Source organism: Flectobacillus sp. BAB-3569 (assembly GCF_002270355.1).
GTDB classification, from domain to species: Bacteria; Bacteroidota; Bacteroidia; order Cytophagales; family Spirosomataceae; genus Flectobacillus; species Flectobacillus roseus.
In genome coordinates this window covers 226876-244518 of the sequence record NZ_NJFZ01000006.1, presented here as the reverse complement: position 1 = coordinate 244518, position 17643 = coordinate 226876, and the positions used below count along the sequence as shown (strand labels likewise).

Annotated in this window: 18 protein-coding genes; 5 read left to right on the top strand and 13 right to left on the bottom strand. The window is 36.0% G+C overall.

Annotated elements, in window-relative coordinates; genetic code table 11:
* Positions 1-27 precede the first annotated feature (27 nt).
* The gene (locus BWI92_RS06870) at positions 28-456 is read left to right on the top strand and encodes a DUF5606 domain-containing protein (protein ID WP_095161376.1); all 429 of its coding nucleotides are present in this window, start codon (positions 28-30) and stop codon (positions 454-456) included.
* Positions 457-642: 186 nt separating this feature from the next.
* On the opposite strand, the gene BWI92_RS06865 is transcribed toward BWI92_RS06870, so the two are convergent.
* From BWI92_RS06865 to BWI92_RS06835, 7 genes are all read right to left on the bottom strand, one after another.
* Positions 643-933 carry a hypothetical protein gene (locus tag BWI92_RS06865; RefSeq protein ID WP_095161375.1) on the bottom strand — a complete coding sequence of 97 codons (291 nt, stop codon included), beginning with the start codon at positions 931-933 and terminating at the stop codon, positions 643-645.
* A gap of 181 nt (positions 934-1114) precedes the next feature.
* Complete coding sequence (locus BWI92_RS06860; RefSeq protein ID WP_095161374.1) at positions 1115-1438, bottom strand: c-type cytochrome; 324 nt, start codon at positions 1436-1438, stop codon at positions 1115-1117.
* 364 nt (positions 1439-1802) lie between these two features.
* A complete protein-coding gene (murQ, locus tag BWI92_RS06855) occupies positions 1803-2639 on the bottom strand; it encodes an N-acetylmuramic acid 6-phosphate etherase (protein ID WP_095161373.1) in 837 nt (278 codons plus the stop codon).
* 680 nt (positions 2640-3319) lie between these two features.
* Positions 3320-4681 carry a dipeptidase gene (locus BWI92_RS06850; protein WP_095161372.1) on the bottom strand — a complete coding sequence of 454 codons (1362 nt, stop codon included), beginning with the start codon at positions 4679-4681 and terminating at the stop codon, positions 3320-3322.
* A 161-nt stretch (positions 4682-4842) separates the two neighbouring features.
* A complete protein-coding gene (gene plsY, locus BWI92_RS06845) occupies positions 4843-5484 on the bottom strand; it encodes a glycerol-3-phosphate 1-O-acyltransferase PlsY (protein ID WP_095161371.1) in 642 nt (213 codons plus the stop codon).
* 514 nt (positions 5485-5998) lie between these two features.
* Positions 5999-6781, bottom strand: a complete 783-nt coding sequence (locus tag BWI92_RS06840) for a LytTR family DNA-binding domain-containing protein (RefSeq protein WP_095161370.1) — start codon at positions 6779-6781, stop codon at positions 5999-6001.
* Positions 6778-7920, bottom strand: a complete 1143-nt coding sequence (locus BWI92_RS06835; RefSeq protein WP_095161369.1) for a sensor histidine kinase — start codon at positions 7918-7920, stop codon at positions 6778-6780. The genes BWI92_RS06840 and BWI92_RS06835 overlap by 4 nt, the downstream gene beginning before the upstream one ends.
* Before the next feature lie 175 nt (positions 7921-8095).
* On the opposite strand from BWI92_RS06835, the gene BWI92_RS06830 reads away from it, so the two are divergent.
* Genes BWI92_RS06830 through BWI92_RS06820 form a run of 3 tightly spaced genes read left to right on the top strand, consistent with a single transcriptional unit; the run spans position 8096 to position 8751 of the window.
* Positions 8096-8275, top strand: coding sequence for a hypothetical protein (locus BWI92_RS06830; RefSeq protein ID WP_095161368.1), 180 nt, complete (start codon positions 8096-8098; stop codon positions 8273-8275).
* A gap of 58 nt (positions 8276-8333) precedes the next feature.
* Complete coding sequence (locus BWI92_RS06825; protein WP_095161367.1) at positions 8334-8513, top strand: hypothetical protein; 180 nt, start codon at positions 8334-8336, stop codon at positions 8511-8513.
* 58 nt (positions 8514-8571) lie between these two features.
* The gene (locus BWI92_RS06820) at positions 8572-8751 is read left to right on the top strand and encodes a hypothetical protein (protein WP_095161366.1); all 180 of its coding nucleotides are present in this window, start codon (positions 8572-8574) and stop codon (positions 8749-8751) included.
* 479 nt (positions 8752-9230) lie between these two features.
* Here BWI92_RS06820 and BWI92_RS06815 read toward each other — a convergent pair whose 3' ends face one another.
* From BWI92_RS06815 to BWI92_RS06790, 6 genes are all read right to left on the bottom strand, one after another.
* On the bottom strand, positions 9231-11789 hold the full coding sequence (locus BWI92_RS06815; protein ID WP_176464361.1) for a DUF5686 and carboxypeptidase-like regulatory domain-containing protein: 2559 nt from the start codon (positions 11787-11789) through the stop codon (positions 9231-9233).
* Between the two features lie 256 nt (positions 11790-12045).
* Positions 12046-12627, bottom strand: a complete 582-nt coding sequence (locus BWI92_RS06810; protein WP_095161657.1) for a non-canonical purine NTP diphosphatase — start codon at positions 12625-12627, stop codon at positions 12046-12048.
* A 126-nt stretch (positions 12628-12753) separates the two neighbouring features.
* Positions 12754-13644, bottom strand: coding sequence for an FKBP-type peptidyl-prolyl cis-trans isomerase (locus tag BWI92_RS06805; protein WP_095161364.1), 891 nt, complete (start codon positions 13642-13644; stop codon positions 12754-12756).
* A gap of 212 nt (positions 13645-13856) precedes the next feature.
* Positions 13857-14729, bottom strand: a complete 873-nt coding sequence (locus BWI92_RS06800; RefSeq protein ID WP_095161363.1) for an FKBP-type peptidyl-prolyl cis-trans isomerase — start codon at positions 14727-14729, stop codon at positions 13857-13859.
* A 282-nt stretch (positions 14730-15011) separates the two neighbouring features.
* A complete protein-coding gene (locus BWI92_RS06795) occupies positions 15012-15875 on the bottom strand; it encodes an FKBP-type peptidyl-prolyl cis-trans isomerase (protein WP_095161362.1) in 864 nt (287 codons plus the stop codon).
* 33 nt (positions 15876-15908) lie between these two features.
* The gene (locus tag BWI92_RS06790; RefSeq protein WP_095161361.1) at positions 15909-16931 is read right to left on the bottom strand and encodes a bifunctional oligoribonuclease/PAP phosphatase NrnA; all 1023 of its coding nucleotides are present in this window, start codon (positions 16929-16931) and stop codon (positions 15909-15911) included.
* A gap of 289 nt (positions 16932-17220) precedes the next feature.
* Between BWI92_RS06790 and BWI92_RS06785 the strand changes: the two genes are divergently transcribed.
* Positions 17221-17640 carry a nucleoside-diphosphate kinase gene (locus tag BWI92_RS06785; RefSeq protein ID WP_095161360.1) on the top strand — a complete coding sequence of 140 codons (420 nt, stop codon included), beginning with the start codon at positions 17221-17223 and terminating at the stop codon, positions 17638-17640.
* Positions 17641-17643 lie beyond the last annotated feature (3 nt).

The window sequence follows — 17643 nt, the reverse complement described above, 5'->3', positions numbered from 1 at the left end:
TGTAAAAACAAATTATTAAGATATCATATGGAATTACTAAAAGAAGTAGCTAATATTTCAGGTAAAAGCGGATTATACAGAATTTTAAAACCTACTCGTACTGGCGTTATCGTAGAAAGCCTTGATGGAAAAAAAGAACGTTCTGTGGTAGGAGCTAATGCTCGCGTATCAGTTTTGAAAGATATTTCAGTATATATGTCTGATCATCAAGATAGTTCAGTTCCTTTGGCTGACATTTTCTTTGCTCTTAAAGAAAAATATAACGAAGGTGTTGAATTAAATACAAAAACTGCCTCAGACGAAGAACTATACGCAATTTTAGGTGAAGTTGCTCCTGACTTTGATCGTGAGCGTGTTTACCCTTCTGATGTAAAGAAAATCATCAACTGGTTCAATACACTTTTGAAAAACTTGCCAGAAGCATTCGAGGTTAAAACAGAAACTGCTGCTCAATAGTCGTTATTGAAAAAATTATAAAATAAAGGAGTGATAGACCAAGTCTATCACTCCTTTATTTTTATGTAGCATGAAAGATTAAATCAAAAGTATCTCTGAGGTAAAAATCGAAAATATTTTTTGAGTACGAGTGTACTATAATAACTGATATACTGTTAACTAATAACGTCTTCTTACTTATGACTATTAGTTCATAACAAGCTTTGGAAAACGATACAACTGAGAATCATAAATTACCAGTTGTTCGACTTCTACAACCCACTTGTGATATATGGGCGATTTCTCTAAAGTTTGTAGCACTTCTTTCTTACTATTAGCATTCATCACAATCCAGCCTTGGGTCGACTCTGCCGAAATCGCATACGAATCTATAATTCCTTTCTGAATCAACTCTCCTATAAAGTTACGATGTTGAGGTACTTTTGAGAGTAGCTCCTCGTCAAGTTCAAATTGAAAAATTACCTGATATTTGTGCATAGTCGTAGCGATTAGATATAAACCTTGGCCTCTCTCCTAGTTTTTAAATTCTACAGAGTGATTTTTATCATAACACAAAAAAGAGACCATTAGTTGTACTTTCCAATAATTTAGCGCCCTAAAAACAAAAAACCTTGATAATGATGACATTACCAAGGTTTTTTACAGAATTGTAAAATTCTTATTTCTTCTTTCTCAACGAGTTAATCCAAGTAGCGATTTTGATAGCATCGTCTTTTGGAACGTTTTTCATCGCTGCCATTGGAGGATAACCAGGCCAGTTAGATGGCTTTGGATTAGCGATTAATTCAACGATTTTCTCGTTAGTATATTTTTTCTTAGCAACATCTGTGTAAGCTGGACCCACCAAACGAGTATCTACTTTGTGACAAGCAGTACAAGTATATTTAGTCATCAATGGTTTGATGTCTTCTGGGAAATCTTCTGCTTTTGCATTGATGGCAAATGCAGCAAGTATTAGAGAGCTCAAAACAACTTTTTTCATTTGTAATTCAAAGGGTTTCTTAAGGAATTGTATAATAAAGTAAAATAAAATTTAAGATAGTAAGCATATCACCAAATATTATTTTACCAATCTTCTCGAAATACAAAATAAAGACAAAAAGATGATTTATTTATCATTACCTATGTGTTTCTTGATTTTTCGGTAAAATTTAATGTAGAAAGCTACTTAAATAGAGATACAAGCATTAGGTTTTAGGTCATAAACTTAAAATTGAACTTTGTTGTTTACAAGATAAACGCCCTATCACTTCAAAAAACCTTATAATGGTACTTCTTAAATTTTTTCTATACTCTTTCAACGACAATATTAAGCCAAAAGTACTGAGCTCGTTGTTAATGGTTTGTTAACGCAAAGAAGAACGATAAGCATCTATTGCCTTACGAACACTTCCGTGCTCTTGTAAGAGGGTTTCAGCGAGGGCTTTGTCAACGCCTAATTCTCTGATAATCATATTTTCAGCTCGTGCCACTAATTTATGGTTGCTCAATTGCATATCTACCATTTTATTACCACGAATGCGTCCTAGTTGTATCATTACCGAGGTCGAAATCATATTAAGAATCAGCTTTTGTGCTGTACCTGATTTCATACGTGTACTACCTGTTACAAATTCTGGACCTACGACCACTTCGATAGGAAATTCTGCTTCTTTTGAAATCTCACTTCCTATGTTACAAGAAACCGAACCAGTCAATACACCATTATTGCGAGCAGTACGAAGACCACCAATCACATAAGGAGTACGACCCGAAGCCGCAATTCCTACTACTGTATCTAACTCATTGATATCATACTGTTCAAGATCCTTCCAAGCTTGTTCTTCATCATCTTCGGCATACTCAACAGCCTTACGAATAGCAGTATCGCCACCTGCAATGATACCAATAACCAAGTCAAAAGGAACACCAAAGGTTGGAGGACATTCTGAGGCATCTACGATACCTAATCTGCCACTAGTACCTGCTCCAATATAAAACAGGCGACCGCCTTGTTTCATCCTTGGGACAATTTGGCTAACTAAGGCCTCAATTTGCGGAATAGCCTTCTCCACAGCATGGGGTACTGTTTTATCTTCATTGTTAATACCTTCCAAAATGGTCGTAATAGACATTTCGTCGAGATTATTATATTTTGAGCTTGCCTCGGTTGTGAGTGTTTCTAAGTTGATTTCTTGTGACATAGTTTTACAAAACAAAATATTGGGTCTGTTTCTTCTTGAAGGGTTTGAAATAGATTCCCACTCCTAAACCGCTATAGTATCGAATGGAACGATATTGTACAAAGTGGCAATTAAGTATTAGTGCTGAATTGTGAATTAGTACTAAACGAACGATTATAAAAACTGTTTATTTCGGATATTGGATGTTGGATTTCGGAAGTGTAAGCTTCAATATTTTGTAAAAAATATAGTCATTCTACTTTATTGCCGACATCAGAAATCCCAAATCTGAAATAGTTGAAAATTTTAAATAACCATTATTTTACCTACTAAATTGACTCAATCATATTCGGCCGTAAGTTGTGGGCAAAATTACATTTAAGTTTTTTTATTTTAGGGACAAGGCAACAGGCACAAGGCAAAGATTGTTAAAATGTTTTTTAATAACCACACATGCTTTTTTCAAAGCCCACCGCCGAAAGCCATTACCTGAAAGCTTAAATTTTATTTTACCCACCAACTTAATACCTCCTTAAATTTTATTTTACCCACCAACTTAATACCTCCTTAAATTTAGTTTTTAGCTATCGAGGTCCAACTCTTTACTTTAAACTAAAAATTTGTTTTTCTTCTGTAAGAGCTCATCTTTTGTTTAAGGTCAAACACTACCGATACAACAAAACAAAGCCCTTGTGGGCTCATTATTGAGCCATTTCTGCGTAATATTTAAAGAACAACGGAATTGTTTCTATTCCTTTGTAAAAATTGAATAAGCCATAATGCTCATTTGGCGAGTGAATCGCATCAGAGTCAAGTCCAAAGCCCATCAAAACCGTTTTTACTTGCAACTCTTTTTCAAATAAAGCCACAATTGGAATACTTCCTCCTCCACGTGTAGGAACAGGCTTTTTACCAAATGCTTCCTCCATTGCTTTTTCTGCTGCCAAATATTCAATTGAATTAGTTGGTGTTACATAAGGTTCTCCTCCATGATGAGGACGAACTTTCACTTGAACACCCGCTGGTGCAATAGATTCAAAATGTTTAGTAAACAACGCTGTAATTTTATCTGATTGTTGGTTTGGTACTAAACGCATCGAAATTTTAGCGTATGCTTTAGAAGGTAAAACTGTTTTAGCTCCTTCTCCTATATAACCACCCCAAATACCATTTACATCAAGTGTAGGACGAATTGAAGCACGCTCGATAGTCGAATAACCTGTTTCGCCATATACTTCATCAATCGCTAAATCTTCTTTATATGCATCCAAATTGAATGGTGTTTGAGCCATTGCTGCACGCTCCTCTGCTGTCAAATCTAGCACATCATCGTAAAATGTTGGGATAGTGATATGATTATTTTCATCATGCAACGAAGCAATCATTTTACTCAACACATTGATTGGGTTTGCTACTGCACCTCCATATACACCCGAATGCAAGTCACGGTTCGCTCCAGTTACTTCAACCTCAAGATAACTCAATCCTCTCAAACCAACATCAATAGATGGCGTATCATTAGCGATAATAGCGGTATCCGAAATTAAGATAACATCTGCTTTCAATCTATCCTTATTTGCCGCTACAAAGATACCAAGGTTATCCGAACCGATTTCTTCTTCGCCTTCAATCATAAATTTCACATTGCATGGCAAAGCGTTTGTTGCCATCATAGCTTCAAAAGCTTTGATATGCATATAAAACTGGCCTTTGTCATCACAAGCTCCACGAGCATAGATTTTACCATCCTTTACTACTGGCTCAAATGGAGGAGAATTCCACAATTCGTAAGGGTCAGCTGGTTGTACATCGTAGTGACCATATACCAACACGGTTGGAAGGGTTTCATCGATGATTTTTTGACCAAAAACGATAGGATGACCCGCCGTTTCGCATATCTCTACTAAATCAGCTCCTGCAACCTGTATTTTTTCGGCTACAAATTCTGCTGCTTTACGTACATCACCCTTAAATTTTGAATCGGCACTCACCGATGGAATTCTCAATAAATCAAGAAGTTCATTCAAAAACTTCTCTTTATTTTGCTCAATATAGCCTTGCATAGACGTTGATGATTGATTTCAAAAAAATACCTCCAACTACTTAGTAATTGGAGGTACAAATATAGTAAGTTATTATGGAGTTATCATTACGAGTTTGGTATCAACCGATGTCATAATCGCAACGAAACATCTACATCAGAATTATATTACCAGTTAAATGATTACTCTTTCTTTTTTCGGAGATAAATACGACTTTCTTGTCCTCTCATTAATCGTACAATATTTTTGCGATGCGTAATCACAATCATCCCAAAAAGCATAAATCCAAAGACAATTACCGATTCATTTTCTTTACCAAATGTACGTAACAATAAAAGCACTGGAAATGCCAAAGATGCAATAATAGCTCCTAGTGATACATAATGAAACGACATAAATACTACAAAGAAAATAACCATACACACCAAAGCCGCCTCAGGATGCACCGACATGACCATACCCAATAGCGTTGCCACGCCTTTTCCTCCTTTGAAGTTTGAAAATACAGGGAAAATATGTCCAACCACCGCTGCAAAACCAAAAACCAACTTTAATGTTTGGCATTCGTTCCATTCAACCATGTGACCGTAATAAAGCATTAATGCCAACGAAGTAGAAATCCACCCCTTGATAGCATCAATCAACAACACGACAGTTCCTGCTCTTTTACCCAACACCCTGAAAGTATTGGTAGCGCCAGCATTACCACTTCCATGCTTGCGCACGTCGATTCCAAAATAAGCTTCGCCATACCAAATAGCCGTTGGGATGGAACCTAACAAGTAGGCAAGTACTGTACAAACAACAACGAGTAGGGTTAACATTTTTTGCTAATAGATTATTAAGTATAAAATCGGAATGTTGTAATAAAAGCAACGTCTAACATCTGGGTTTTCGAAACATGAAGAATTTCGTTTGTGTATTTTGGCGAAAGATTTATCTCTAATTCTTACCATAAAAACACCGAATAACATCTGTTCAACTGGAATTTCTAAGCTTATAACCTCTATGTTACTACTTATCTATCCGATTTCAAATTTTAGCACTTTTGTTGAGTAATAAATTGCTCTCTAAACAAAAATAAATGAAACTTTATGCAAAACCTATTAAGCAATAAAAGTTCTTAGAATAATCCAACGGGTTCAAAATAAATACAAATTAAGTGGTATTTACATGAAAAAAGCTGCCTGTATTGTTACAGAACAGCTTTTATATGAACATATATTTTGAAACAAAAAAATACTTTTAGGTTTAGCGATCGAGATTTTCAAACAAGTTTAAATCCTTGATTATGTGATTTTTCAGAGAAATCATAACCAATGATCTAAGCTGCAAATCTTAATTTGTCAACCTTTTATCAATCAAAGTTGCGCTATCTTTATCTTTGAAGAAAATACTTCCTTCAATAACCTTCGTAAATTCTTCTGAATAGGTATCCCCAATCGGAATACGAACTACTTTATCGAGTAATACTTCGTCGCCTTCGATGCCCGTAATTTTTTCCATCGAGATAATGTAAGAGCGATGTACACGCATGAATCTGTCTGAAGGCAATCGTTTTTCTAAATCTGACAAGGTAAGATTGGTAGAAATACGTTCATCTTTCATGTAAATAGAAGCATAATTTTTTTGGGCTTCCATGTACACCACATCCTTAAATAGTACTTTATGAAACTTACCTTTTACATCTACCTTTACAAAAATAAACTCCTCTTTTTTGGCAGGTTGAGGCTCAGGAGCCGCTACAGGCTTAGGCTCTTCGACCAAAGTCATGTGAAAAGGCATTTTGTTGACAGCCTTCAAAAACCTCTGGTATGAAAATGGTTTTACCAAATAATCAAGTACGCCATATTCAAAGCTTTTGAGCGCGTATTCTTGATAGCCAGTAGTCATGATAAATTTCATGCGGCCATCAAAAAGACTCACTAGGTTCATGCCATTCATACGAGGCATTTGAATATCTGCAAATACTAAATCAACTTCTTTAGTTTGTAAGATACCAACCGCTTCCATGGGATTTGTAGTGGCCGCAACTAAGTTTAGAAATGGGGTATCGTTGATATAATCTACCACAATATCCAAGGCAGATTGCTCATCATCTACTGCGACACAGTTAATCATATTCCGTTCGGGTTATAGTTAAAGTTTAAGGTAAAAAATACAGCATAATCATCCTTATCATCTATCACACTCAATTCTTGAGCTTCGCCATGAACAACCTTCAGGCGTTTTTTGATATTGTCGATACCAATACCTGTTTGACCTTTATCAGTGATAGGATTATCATCTTTTCTTTTCAAATTCCAAGTAGAGAACGTCAAAATATCATCTTCGAGAATCGCACGAATTTGGAGTGGACTCTCTGGGTCATGGAGCTCGCCGTGTTTAAAGCTATTTTCCACAATGGTAATTAGTACCATAGGCATGATTCTAAAATAGCTAAAATCGCCTTGTTCTTCATAATCAATAAAGATATTGTTATTAAAACGTTGTCTTTGTAGTTCGAGATATTGCTTGACAAAATCCAATTCCCCTTCTAAGTCGACGGTATCTTGCTGCATTCGAGTACTAGTAGCATAGCGCATCATTTCAGCAAATGTCAGGATAATATTTCCTGCTTCTTTGGATGCACCACGTACCTTGCTGTACAGCATGTTTAGGGTATTGTACAAAAAGTGAGGATTGATTTGCGCACGTAAAAAGGCCATTTCGGCAAGAGTTTTCTCTTTTGCTAAAATTGCCAGTTCTGCTTCTTGACGTGCAATTTCTGCATCTTTTTCCGCAATTGCAATTTCTTGTTGAGCAATTTCTTTTTGCTGTTTAATCGACTTCAGAGCAAAGAAATACCCTACACTAAACATCACATAAGTATTTCCATTAAAGATAGTTAAAGAAACCATCTGTGCTATTTTAGTACCTACTGTATTAAACAATCCTGGCATTAAAATATACTCTATCCACGCCCGCCAACCTAAATACAAACCAAGCAATACTAAAAATGACAGAGTTAGCTGAAAAATTTTCGATTTTGAAAAAAAACGAGGCAAAACTACCAGCGCAAGCCCATAAAACAGCATGGCGTCGCCCATTCTATACACGATTGCCTGTAGAATGAACTTTGGTGTAATAGGGTCACCCGAGAAGAAATGAATAAGTAAGCTAAAATAAATGGTGTATAAGACCCAAATCATTATATGCGTACTCACTTCTCCTGAAGCCCACCAAGTCCTTTTCTGTGTATCTGCTGTTCGATTCAACATAGAATTTTTTAGGATAATTAAAAAATTAAAATAGACAATCTTCCTATTCGGATTGATAATAAACGGATTAATCCGATAAAATAAATAGGCCAAAATCTTTTGAACAACTTTGTATCACCACTTCGCAAGAAGCTTATTACTAGACACATAACTCAATAAATAAAAGATTTTTGCCATGAAAAATATTGCAACTAACAACAAGCTTTCTGTTTCTAAATCTACTGTAGCAAAATTCAACAACCAAGATACCCTTAACCACAAAACGGCTTCGATTATCTCAAACGTTGGCGCTCAGTACACCGCCTCGATCATTTCGAATTTCAATGATACCGCTTCAATTATCTCGAACTTCTAAGAATAGCCCTTTTTATCAATAACAACACAACATTCAAAAATTTAAAACTCTTATTGCCATGAAATCTATCACAACTAACAACAAGCTTTCTGTTTCTAAATCTACTGTAGCAAAATTCAACAACCAAGATAGCCTTAACCACAAAACGGCTTCGATTATCTCAAACGTTGGCGCTCAGTACACCGCCTCGATCATTTCGAATTTCAATGATACCGCTTCAATTATCTCGAATTTCTAAGAATAGCCCTTTTTATCAATAACAACACAACATTCAAAAATTTAAAACTCTTATTGCCATGAAATCTATCACAACTAACAACAAGCTTTCTGTTTCTAAATCTACTGTAGCAAAATTCAACAACCAAGATACCCTTAACCACAAAACGGCTTCGATTATCTCAAATGTTGGTGCTCAGTACACCGCCTCGATCATTTCGAATTTCAATGATACCGCTTCAATTATCTCTAATTTCTAAGCAGTTGTTTGTCCTAGCCATAAAACAAAAAATCCTTAATTTGTAGACATTCGCAAAACCGCTCAAGTGCGAAAAGTAAAATTATAAATCTACAATATTCTAAATTTCAAATCGCAAGTTTACATTCGGTCAAAAGGTACTTTTGACAATCAATCATCAAATTTTTTTAGCTAATGTCTTCGACTTTAGGAGGCACGTAGATGTCGATATGCTATAGAAATGAACCAGAGGGGAAACTCAGTAATTCTACATAATGGAAAATACTCAATTATACGCATTGCTTAATACGTATAGTCCTAAAGGTTCATTTCTTTTTTTGGATTCACGGCACTGTAATATACTTTTTGTACAAAGTAAATACCTTATCGCAAAAAAACTATCTTCAACAAAGACATTTTCGATATCTGACAGGGTATAGCAAAATAAGAGACTTAACAAAAAACTCCTACCAAACATTACGTTCAATAGGAGCTGGTAACTTAGAATGAAAAATGTACTGAACCTTTGATGGTAAATTTATCTGGTAATTTACCCGATGGTGACAAATGGTCTAAGTAAGTTAGGCGATGAAATGCCTGAAGTCTAAATATTTTGAAGATATTATCAATACCATAACCAACCTCAACAAACGGAATATTTGGATCTAAGCCAGAGAAATTAAACTTTGACTCAAGTACATTTGAAGGGTGTCGAGGATTAAAAATTGGCATTGCATCATCCATTAATTGTTGATTTCCTTGCTTTTGACTACCAAACAATATATTTGCTGTTGCCAAAAGGCGCCATTTCAATTGACGAATCGCAGGAATTCTATTGAATAATAACCCTTCGAAATTGTGGTTGTATTGCATTGACACAAACTTATCGCTCACGAACTCAAAATAGTGCATGGTATTAAATGCGGCTCTATTAAAAAATAAAGTTTGATTACCTAAGTGTGGATACAATAAGGGAGCTGGCAAGTTTGAAGGAGTATAACCCGCTTGCAACAAATAAGACGAGCGACCAAGTGTTCCCAATCTGAATGTTTGAAATACTTTTGCGGTAAATTTGTGATAATCAAAATCGCCGTTTAAAACTCCTTTCAAACCCTTTTGATAGGTAAGCGTAACCACAGGAACACGTTTGGTGTCGAGAGTAATTCGTTCGTTGCCGTCCATGATAAAAGTTTCATTTTTTGCAAAACGAGCTTCAAGTGTCAAAAACGTATCGTCATAATAATCTCTCGATGGCGAAAGTTTACCCATTTCAGGATCAGTACGGTATTTGAAGGCAAAAAGAGGGTCAAAATTGCGTTGAATCAGTGACGCTGATAAGGTTATTCCTTTGGTTGGCTCGGTCTTGATAAATGCCTCATTTTCGCTACGATAAAAAGCCCCCGAATAAAGTCCCCATCGTGTGAAAGCATAGAATACTTTATTATCCGCAATCAGTTCAGGAGTCAGCCCAATACGCTCTAAATCATAAGTATGTCTTAGTCCTACTACAGTCCAGTGTCTTCTTGATAAAATATAATTAACCTCACCACCATATTTCATTTTTAAATCACGGGTACCAATCCCTGCAAAACCTCTAAAGACCCAATGCTTACTAAATGCTGCATTCGTTCGAAAGCCCATTCTTAAGCGCATTCCCTCAATTCGGTTGAAGGCAATAGAATACAAATATGGACCAATTTCGATACCATCGAAACGCTTATAACCACTTGCAACAATCTCTGCAATCTCTACATATGTGCGTACGATAGGCACATTACGAACGGTATCTATCAACTTAGACGCTAATACATCTTGAGCACTAAAAGGCTCATGACGCGCTTGTTCCCAAAACTTAGGATCTGCTTCTTTTGAATCTTCGGCTACTTCGACAGGAATATCATAAAACGCTAGAGGCTTTGGCTGATTAATCACAAAGTCTTTGTTGGAGATATACATTTTCAAAAGCATACCTGCCGAGTTTTTTGAAATTTCAGCAATATCAATCAAAAAACGTGTTTTAGCTGGAAGCCATGCTCCTTCAGAGGTTTGCGTTAACTCCTGAGAAATTTTAATTTTATCAATGAAGTTAATATTGGCTTCTTTACCAATTGTGGCATCTATCTGAACCAAGGCATAAGTAGTGGTATCGATATAAGCTTTTCCGATAAACACCAAATCTTTATCGTTTTTTGGGTCAAACTCCATTCCATAGCAGATATGCCCATCGATATCGGTAGTATCTGACAAATACCATTTGTAAGTACCTTTCCAGTTTTCACCTATTGGCGAAATAATATCTTTTCCTAAAAACGCTACGTAGTTATTATAAAAGTTGTAGTTAGCAAAAAGATTTCCGCCCACCAACTGTGACACAAATCCACCTTCTTTGACGCCAACTCCTTTTACATTATTTTTAAGCACTATCTCTTTTTTACGAGAAGGACTTTCACGATAATAATACTTTGATACTGTTTCTGAAATAAACGTTGGGATAACCGCCTTTCCATCTTCGCCTGCCATTTTCTCAAATTTGTCAATAGCACCTTGGATTTGCTTCATGACCTTTTTCTTCTTGAACTTTTCTGAAATATTATCTACATCAAGTTCCATTTTCGAATAGGAATCATACTCGTAGGCATTCAAACGCTTACGGTCATTTTTATCACTATTTTCACGAAGTTTACGAAGAATTTTAAAAGCAGGATTTTCACCAGAATAAACAATTACTTCATCTAATGACTTAGCTTCTCCTAATAACTGAAAATCAATAGTTTGATTAGCCAGATTTTTATCAATGGCTTTGGTACGTGTTTTATAGCCTACTGTACTTACATAGAGAGAATCACCGAGTTCTTTTGCACGAATGGTAAAAATACCCTCAAAGTTGGTTTGAGCTCCTATATTTTTACCTTTGATACCGACTGTGGCAAAAGGAAGCGGATCACCATTTTTTGCATCTGTAACTCTACCTTTTATGACGAATTGTGCTTTTGTTGTTAGGGTTGTTAAGATTAGAATGGTTAAAATTTTTGTGAATAAAAAGAGGTTTTTTGTGCACATGTATGAGACAAGTGATTTTGATTCCAACATTTTTAGGATAATACCTAAATGGCGTTAATGTTTTAAATCTGTGATTAGATATTTTGTAAACGGAAAACTAAACAGTTGACGACTAGAGCCATTAATTTAAAGAGATTTTTTATTCAAATTTGGAAAAAGAAACTTAAAAATACAACTTAATAGTATGACAACAAAAAGACACTCTTCCCTATAACTTACTGAAGATAAGTTGATAATCTTTGATGATAAACCATCATTATATTTCCTTCAAGAATTGGACTAATTTTTGGAAAGCTCGTCCTCGGTGAGACATACTGGCTTTTTGTTCCATCGTCATTTCAGCAAATGTTTGCTCATAACCATCTGGCACAAATACAGGATCGTAGCCAAAACCGCCTTCGCCTCTTAATTCTTCGATTATTTGTCCTTCTACTATACCATCAAATTGGTGAATTACGCCATCTAATATCAAAGTAATAACTGTTCTAAATCTTGCTTTACGACTTGCTTTATCTTTTAAATTGGTCAAAAGCAAGGCTATATTATCGGCATTGTTACGATGGGTTCCTGCATAGCGTGCCGAATATACCCCTGGCTCGCCATTGAGTGCTTCAACTTCTAAACCTGTATCGTCTGCAAAACAGTTGATATTGCTATAATTATCAAAAAGGTATTGGGCTTTTTGTAGAGAATTGGCTTCAAGGGTATTACCTGTTTCGGGTAATTCTTCTTTACAGCCTGTAGCTTCAAGAGAGATAAGTTCAAACTGCTCGCCGAGCATGGCTTGAATTTCTTGCAACTTATGGGCATTGTTCGTTGCAAAACATAACTTTTTCATAATAATCATTCAAATTTTAGTTTCGGGCTACACTTTTCATATCAAAGCCTTCCTCTGTTAAGAAGAAGGCTTTGATATTTTCTGTAAAACTACAAAGAAAACAGTTGAGTACTACCCTGACTGTCATTATTTTACTGACACTACTTCTACTTCAAATTGTAATGAAGAATAAGGAGGTATCACATATACACCAGTAGTTTGATTTACACGACCACTACTTGAATACCCAATATTTGACGGAAAGATAAACACCGCTTTTTCTCCTACCTTCATTCTTGCAACGCCTTCTTCGAACCCTCTAACTGTAAGATTTGCGCCAACGGTAAAGTCCATAGTACCTGCGTCAAATTGAGCATCATAATAAAGTTTGCTATTGGCATCCACTTTTCTCATTTCAAAAAGCAACTTTCCTGTGTACTTCAGTGACACTTTTTTGCCTGCTGTTAAAGACTCCCCAGTAGGATTAGCACTTGTTACTGCAAATCGCAAATCTGTAGAAGTTTTGGTAAATGACAATTGCGGATACTTTGTTGCGATGTATTTATCAATATTCTCATTTTCGGTAAGCGTATTCAATAACTCAATCTCAATAATCACAGGATCACCATTACTTTGAAGTTGAGGGAAAATAAATTTACCTTTATCACCTACACGCATGATGCTCAACGGATAATTGAACACGCTGTTATAAGCTCCGAAAATATAATCATAAGCAATTTTCTGATTAACTCTTGAGCTATCGACAATAGTACCTGCAAGGTTTTTAATGACAAAGTTAATTGACGACAAGTCACCTACCACAGGAACACGACCTGAGGGATTTGAATTGTTGATTTGAAAATAAAAGCCCGAGGCATGTTGTTGTACAGCAAGATTATTGTCAGTGATATATTTCTTTACTGCTGCTTCATTTTGTTTTAGTTTCTCTGTTGCAGCTGGGTCTGGATCGCCATTACTCATACAAGAAGTCACCAAAAATGCGCAGCTAATCGCTAATAACCAGAAGAGTTTTTTCATAATAAATACAATAATTGGGGTTTAAAATTGCAGAATCTTATGGCTTTGCATATATCTGCTATCAAAAAATAAAGAGTTAGATGTTAGAGCATCTTATCCCAAAGACTCCAAAGCTAGCAAAATGGTTGTATCAACACCTCCATTCCTTACAACTTTATCTTTTTAAAAGGATTACTTACTCTAATTTCTAACTCTTTAGATAATATTTACTATTAATTATCGCTTACAGCAATTACTTGTACATCAAAAATCAATGGTGATTCTCCTGGAATCTTCGGTAAAGAGCCTGTTGTACCATAGCCAATAGATGATGGGAAAATAAGGGTTGCTTTTTCTCCAACTTTCATCAACTCCACACCTCTTTGAAAACCTGTAATAGCCGATGAACCTCCAATGGTAATTTTGAAAGTATCGGTTTTAGCAACGTTCGAATCGAAGATGAATCCATTTAATAGCTTTCCCGTATATTTAACTTTGGCAATTTTACCACTTGCCATATAGTCGCCTGTACCGTCTTGAGTACGGATATAACGTAAGCCATTGGTATATTTTGCTGTTACCTTAATATTATTAGCCAAGATATAGTTATCAATATAGGCTGATTCACTGTATGTTTTAAACCATTTTACATCCAAACGAATTGGTGAGTTTGCAGGTAAATTTGGAAACGTTTGTGACCCCAACGCTTGAGTAGATGGAATTATAAATGAACCTTGTTGGCTTTCATGCAACAAAGGAAGTGTTTTCACAAAAATACTGGTACTATTACCATAGATAAACTGGAAAGGTTTTCCTGTCACAGAGCTATCTATCTTTACCCCATCCAATCTCGAAATGGTGTACTGTACTCTTACAGTATCGCCAGAGGTCATAACACGCCCGCTAGTATCACCCACAGCTGCATAGTAAATACCGTTTGTTGCTTTGGTAAATGATAATGACTGTGAACTTAAATATGTCTGAATTTTGGTTTCGTTCTGCTTAACGATTTCGTCGTCCTCTAAAACGATCGTCGATAAACAAGAACTCAATAGCACTACAATCGCAAACAGCCCCAACACATATAAACTTTTGATGTTTTTCATCTTTGATGATAATTACAGATTGTTAGATTAAAAATTAGCTTGGAATATCTTTAACTGAAAACTCCTAAACATAAAGTATTCACTTTATTGGAACAGACAGTCTTTCATAGTGTAAAATAACGACAAGCAATTGTGGAATAGTGCTACTTGGCTGTTAAAAACTGTTAAAATTAGCAGTTTTGCACTTTAGGATGAAGGGATTTCCAAAAACAGACAAAAGTGTAAGATGTATCCGAGAATACCGCCTACACTTTTATCGGATAATTACTTACAACCTTGATATTATTTTGACGCTGTGAAATCAATTACTTCAACCTCAAATACCAATGCAGAGTTGCCTGGGATTGGGCCTTGTCCTTGCTCGCCATAACCAATAGCTGGAGGAATAACGAATGTTGCTTTTCCACCTTTTTTCATCAATGTCAATGCTTCGTTAAATCCTGGAATCATTTGTCCAATTGGCATATCGATTGGTTGTTTGCTTTGGTCAAATACTTTTCCATCTAAGAATTTACCAACATACATACACTTACAAACGTCTCCTTTTTTAGGACTAGCACCAGTACCTTCAGTTGTGATTGAGTAGTACAAGCCTGAAGCAGTAGTTTTGAATGTTTTTCCTGATTTTGCAATATAATCTTCAATCAATTTTGGAAGTTGTGTCTTACGCTCTTCAGCAGCTTGCTTTTCTTTTTGAGCGTTAGCAGCCATTTCTTTATCAAAATCAGCACGAGTTTGTACTTTCAAGATTTTAACAGAATATTTCAAATCTGTTCCTTTTTTGATAAATGGAGGCAATTGTTGTGCACCTTTTGACAATGAATCTACTGGTACATAAATTGTTGCACTGTCACCCTGAGCAAGTAATCTCAAACCATCTTCGAAGCTACCTTTAAAGCCTGATGCACCTGCTGGCTGAACCATAGCACGTGCTGGGTTTGCTTCAGTTGACTCTTGTAACAATGAATCTGCGCTGTTATAAATTTTCGCAGTAAAAGTGATGATATCGCCATCTTTTAATTTCTTCGCCTTGTCGTCATGATTGTGAATTTGGATCTTCACATTTTCAATTACCTCTACACGATTTTTGTTACATGCAACTACTAAGCTAGCAGCAGCCATAACCATGGTAAGTTTTTTAAGCATTTTTCTGATTATTGTAAAAAATTGATTTTAATTCTATTCTACTTTTAATAATTCCTCTTGATACTCTGGTAAAATTGAGAGTAATTTAGCGACTGTTCCTTCTACGCCCAATCCTGTTGTTTTTCCTCCTGCCGCATTTTTATGTCCTCCGCCATTAAAATACTTAGATGCCAAGCCATTTACTGCAAACTGCTCTACCGAACGGAACGACATTTTTACAGCTTCTGGGCGATCTACAATAATTACTGACATGACAATGCCTTCTACCTGTAGACCATAATTTACAATCCCCTCAGTATCACCTGTTTGGGAATTGTATCGTTTAAGCTCCTCAGCAGTAAGTACAAAATATACAACTCGATATTTAGGCAATACCACCATTTTTTCGGACAATACAAATCCTAAAAACTTCAGGCGCTCTACCGAGGTACTATCATAGATACGACGATGGACCAAGTTGGTATTGACGCCCAACTCCATAATATCTGCCGCAATACGGTGTACTTCTGGCGTGGTACTTGGATGTCTAAAAGAACCCGTATCAGTCATAATACCTGCATACAAGCTTTCACCGATTGGAACATCGATGAGATTTTTATCACCCAACAATACAATCAGTTGATAAATCAACTGTGCTGTTGCCGAAGCTTTTGTGTCATGGTATACAAAAGTAGCAAAGCTTTCAGGATTGATGTGATGGTCTATCATCACTTTGGTAGCTTTTGCTTTTTCTACATATTCGGCCATTGCTTCAATGCGACCTAATGCAGAAAAATCAAGGCAAAAAATTAAGTCTGCCTCATTTATGTATTTTATGGCTTGCTTTTGAGCTTTTGAGTCTTCAAAATTAAGAACCTCATCATTTCCCTGCATCCAATTCAAGAACCTAGGATAATCAGATGGAGTGATTACCTGTACTTGATGACCTTTTTTCTTGAGATAACCTGCCAAACCTAGCGACGAACCTAAAGCGTCGGCATCTGGCTTGTAGTGAGTGGTAATCACAATCCTTTGTGGGGTGGCGATTATCTCACGAAAGGCTTCGAAGTTTTGCATTCTATTAGTGATTTCTCCTAAAAGAGTTTTATTTTAAGTTAATTAGCCCACAAAGTTAGAGAATAGTTTACAGTTTATGATTTATCACTTGGAGATTTTTGAAATATTCGAGTGATTTAGCCTTAAAATTGCTATATTAGGTAGGTAATCGTTTGAAAATCAAGCAAAGAGTATATCAAGCCTATAAAACCGTATAGTTATTTCTTTGAATGGTGAGAAGAATATCCTTGGAACTTGATATAATCAGATATAATTTTGTATTAAACAAAAATCATATAATACCCATTTTATGGCTACTAACAGAACCTTTACAATGATTAAGCCAGATGCTGTAGCAGATGGCAACTCAGGTGCAATTATCAAAATGATTGAGGAAGCAGGCTTCAAGGTTATTGCAATGAAAAAAACATTGTTGACTCCAGCTCAGGCGGGCAAATTCTACGAAGTACACGCTGAGAGACCGTTCTACGCTGATCTTTGCGAATACATGTCTTCTGGTCCTATCGTACCAATGATTCTTGAAAAAGAAAATGCTGTTCTTGATTTTAGAACACTTATTGGTGCTACTGACCCAGCAAAAGCTGACGAAGGAACTATTCGTAAAATCTTCGCAAAGTCTTTGAGTGCAAACGCCATTCATGGTTCTGATTCAGACGAAAATGCAGCTATTGAAGGTGCATTTTTCTTCGCAACTACTGAGCAATACTAGGCT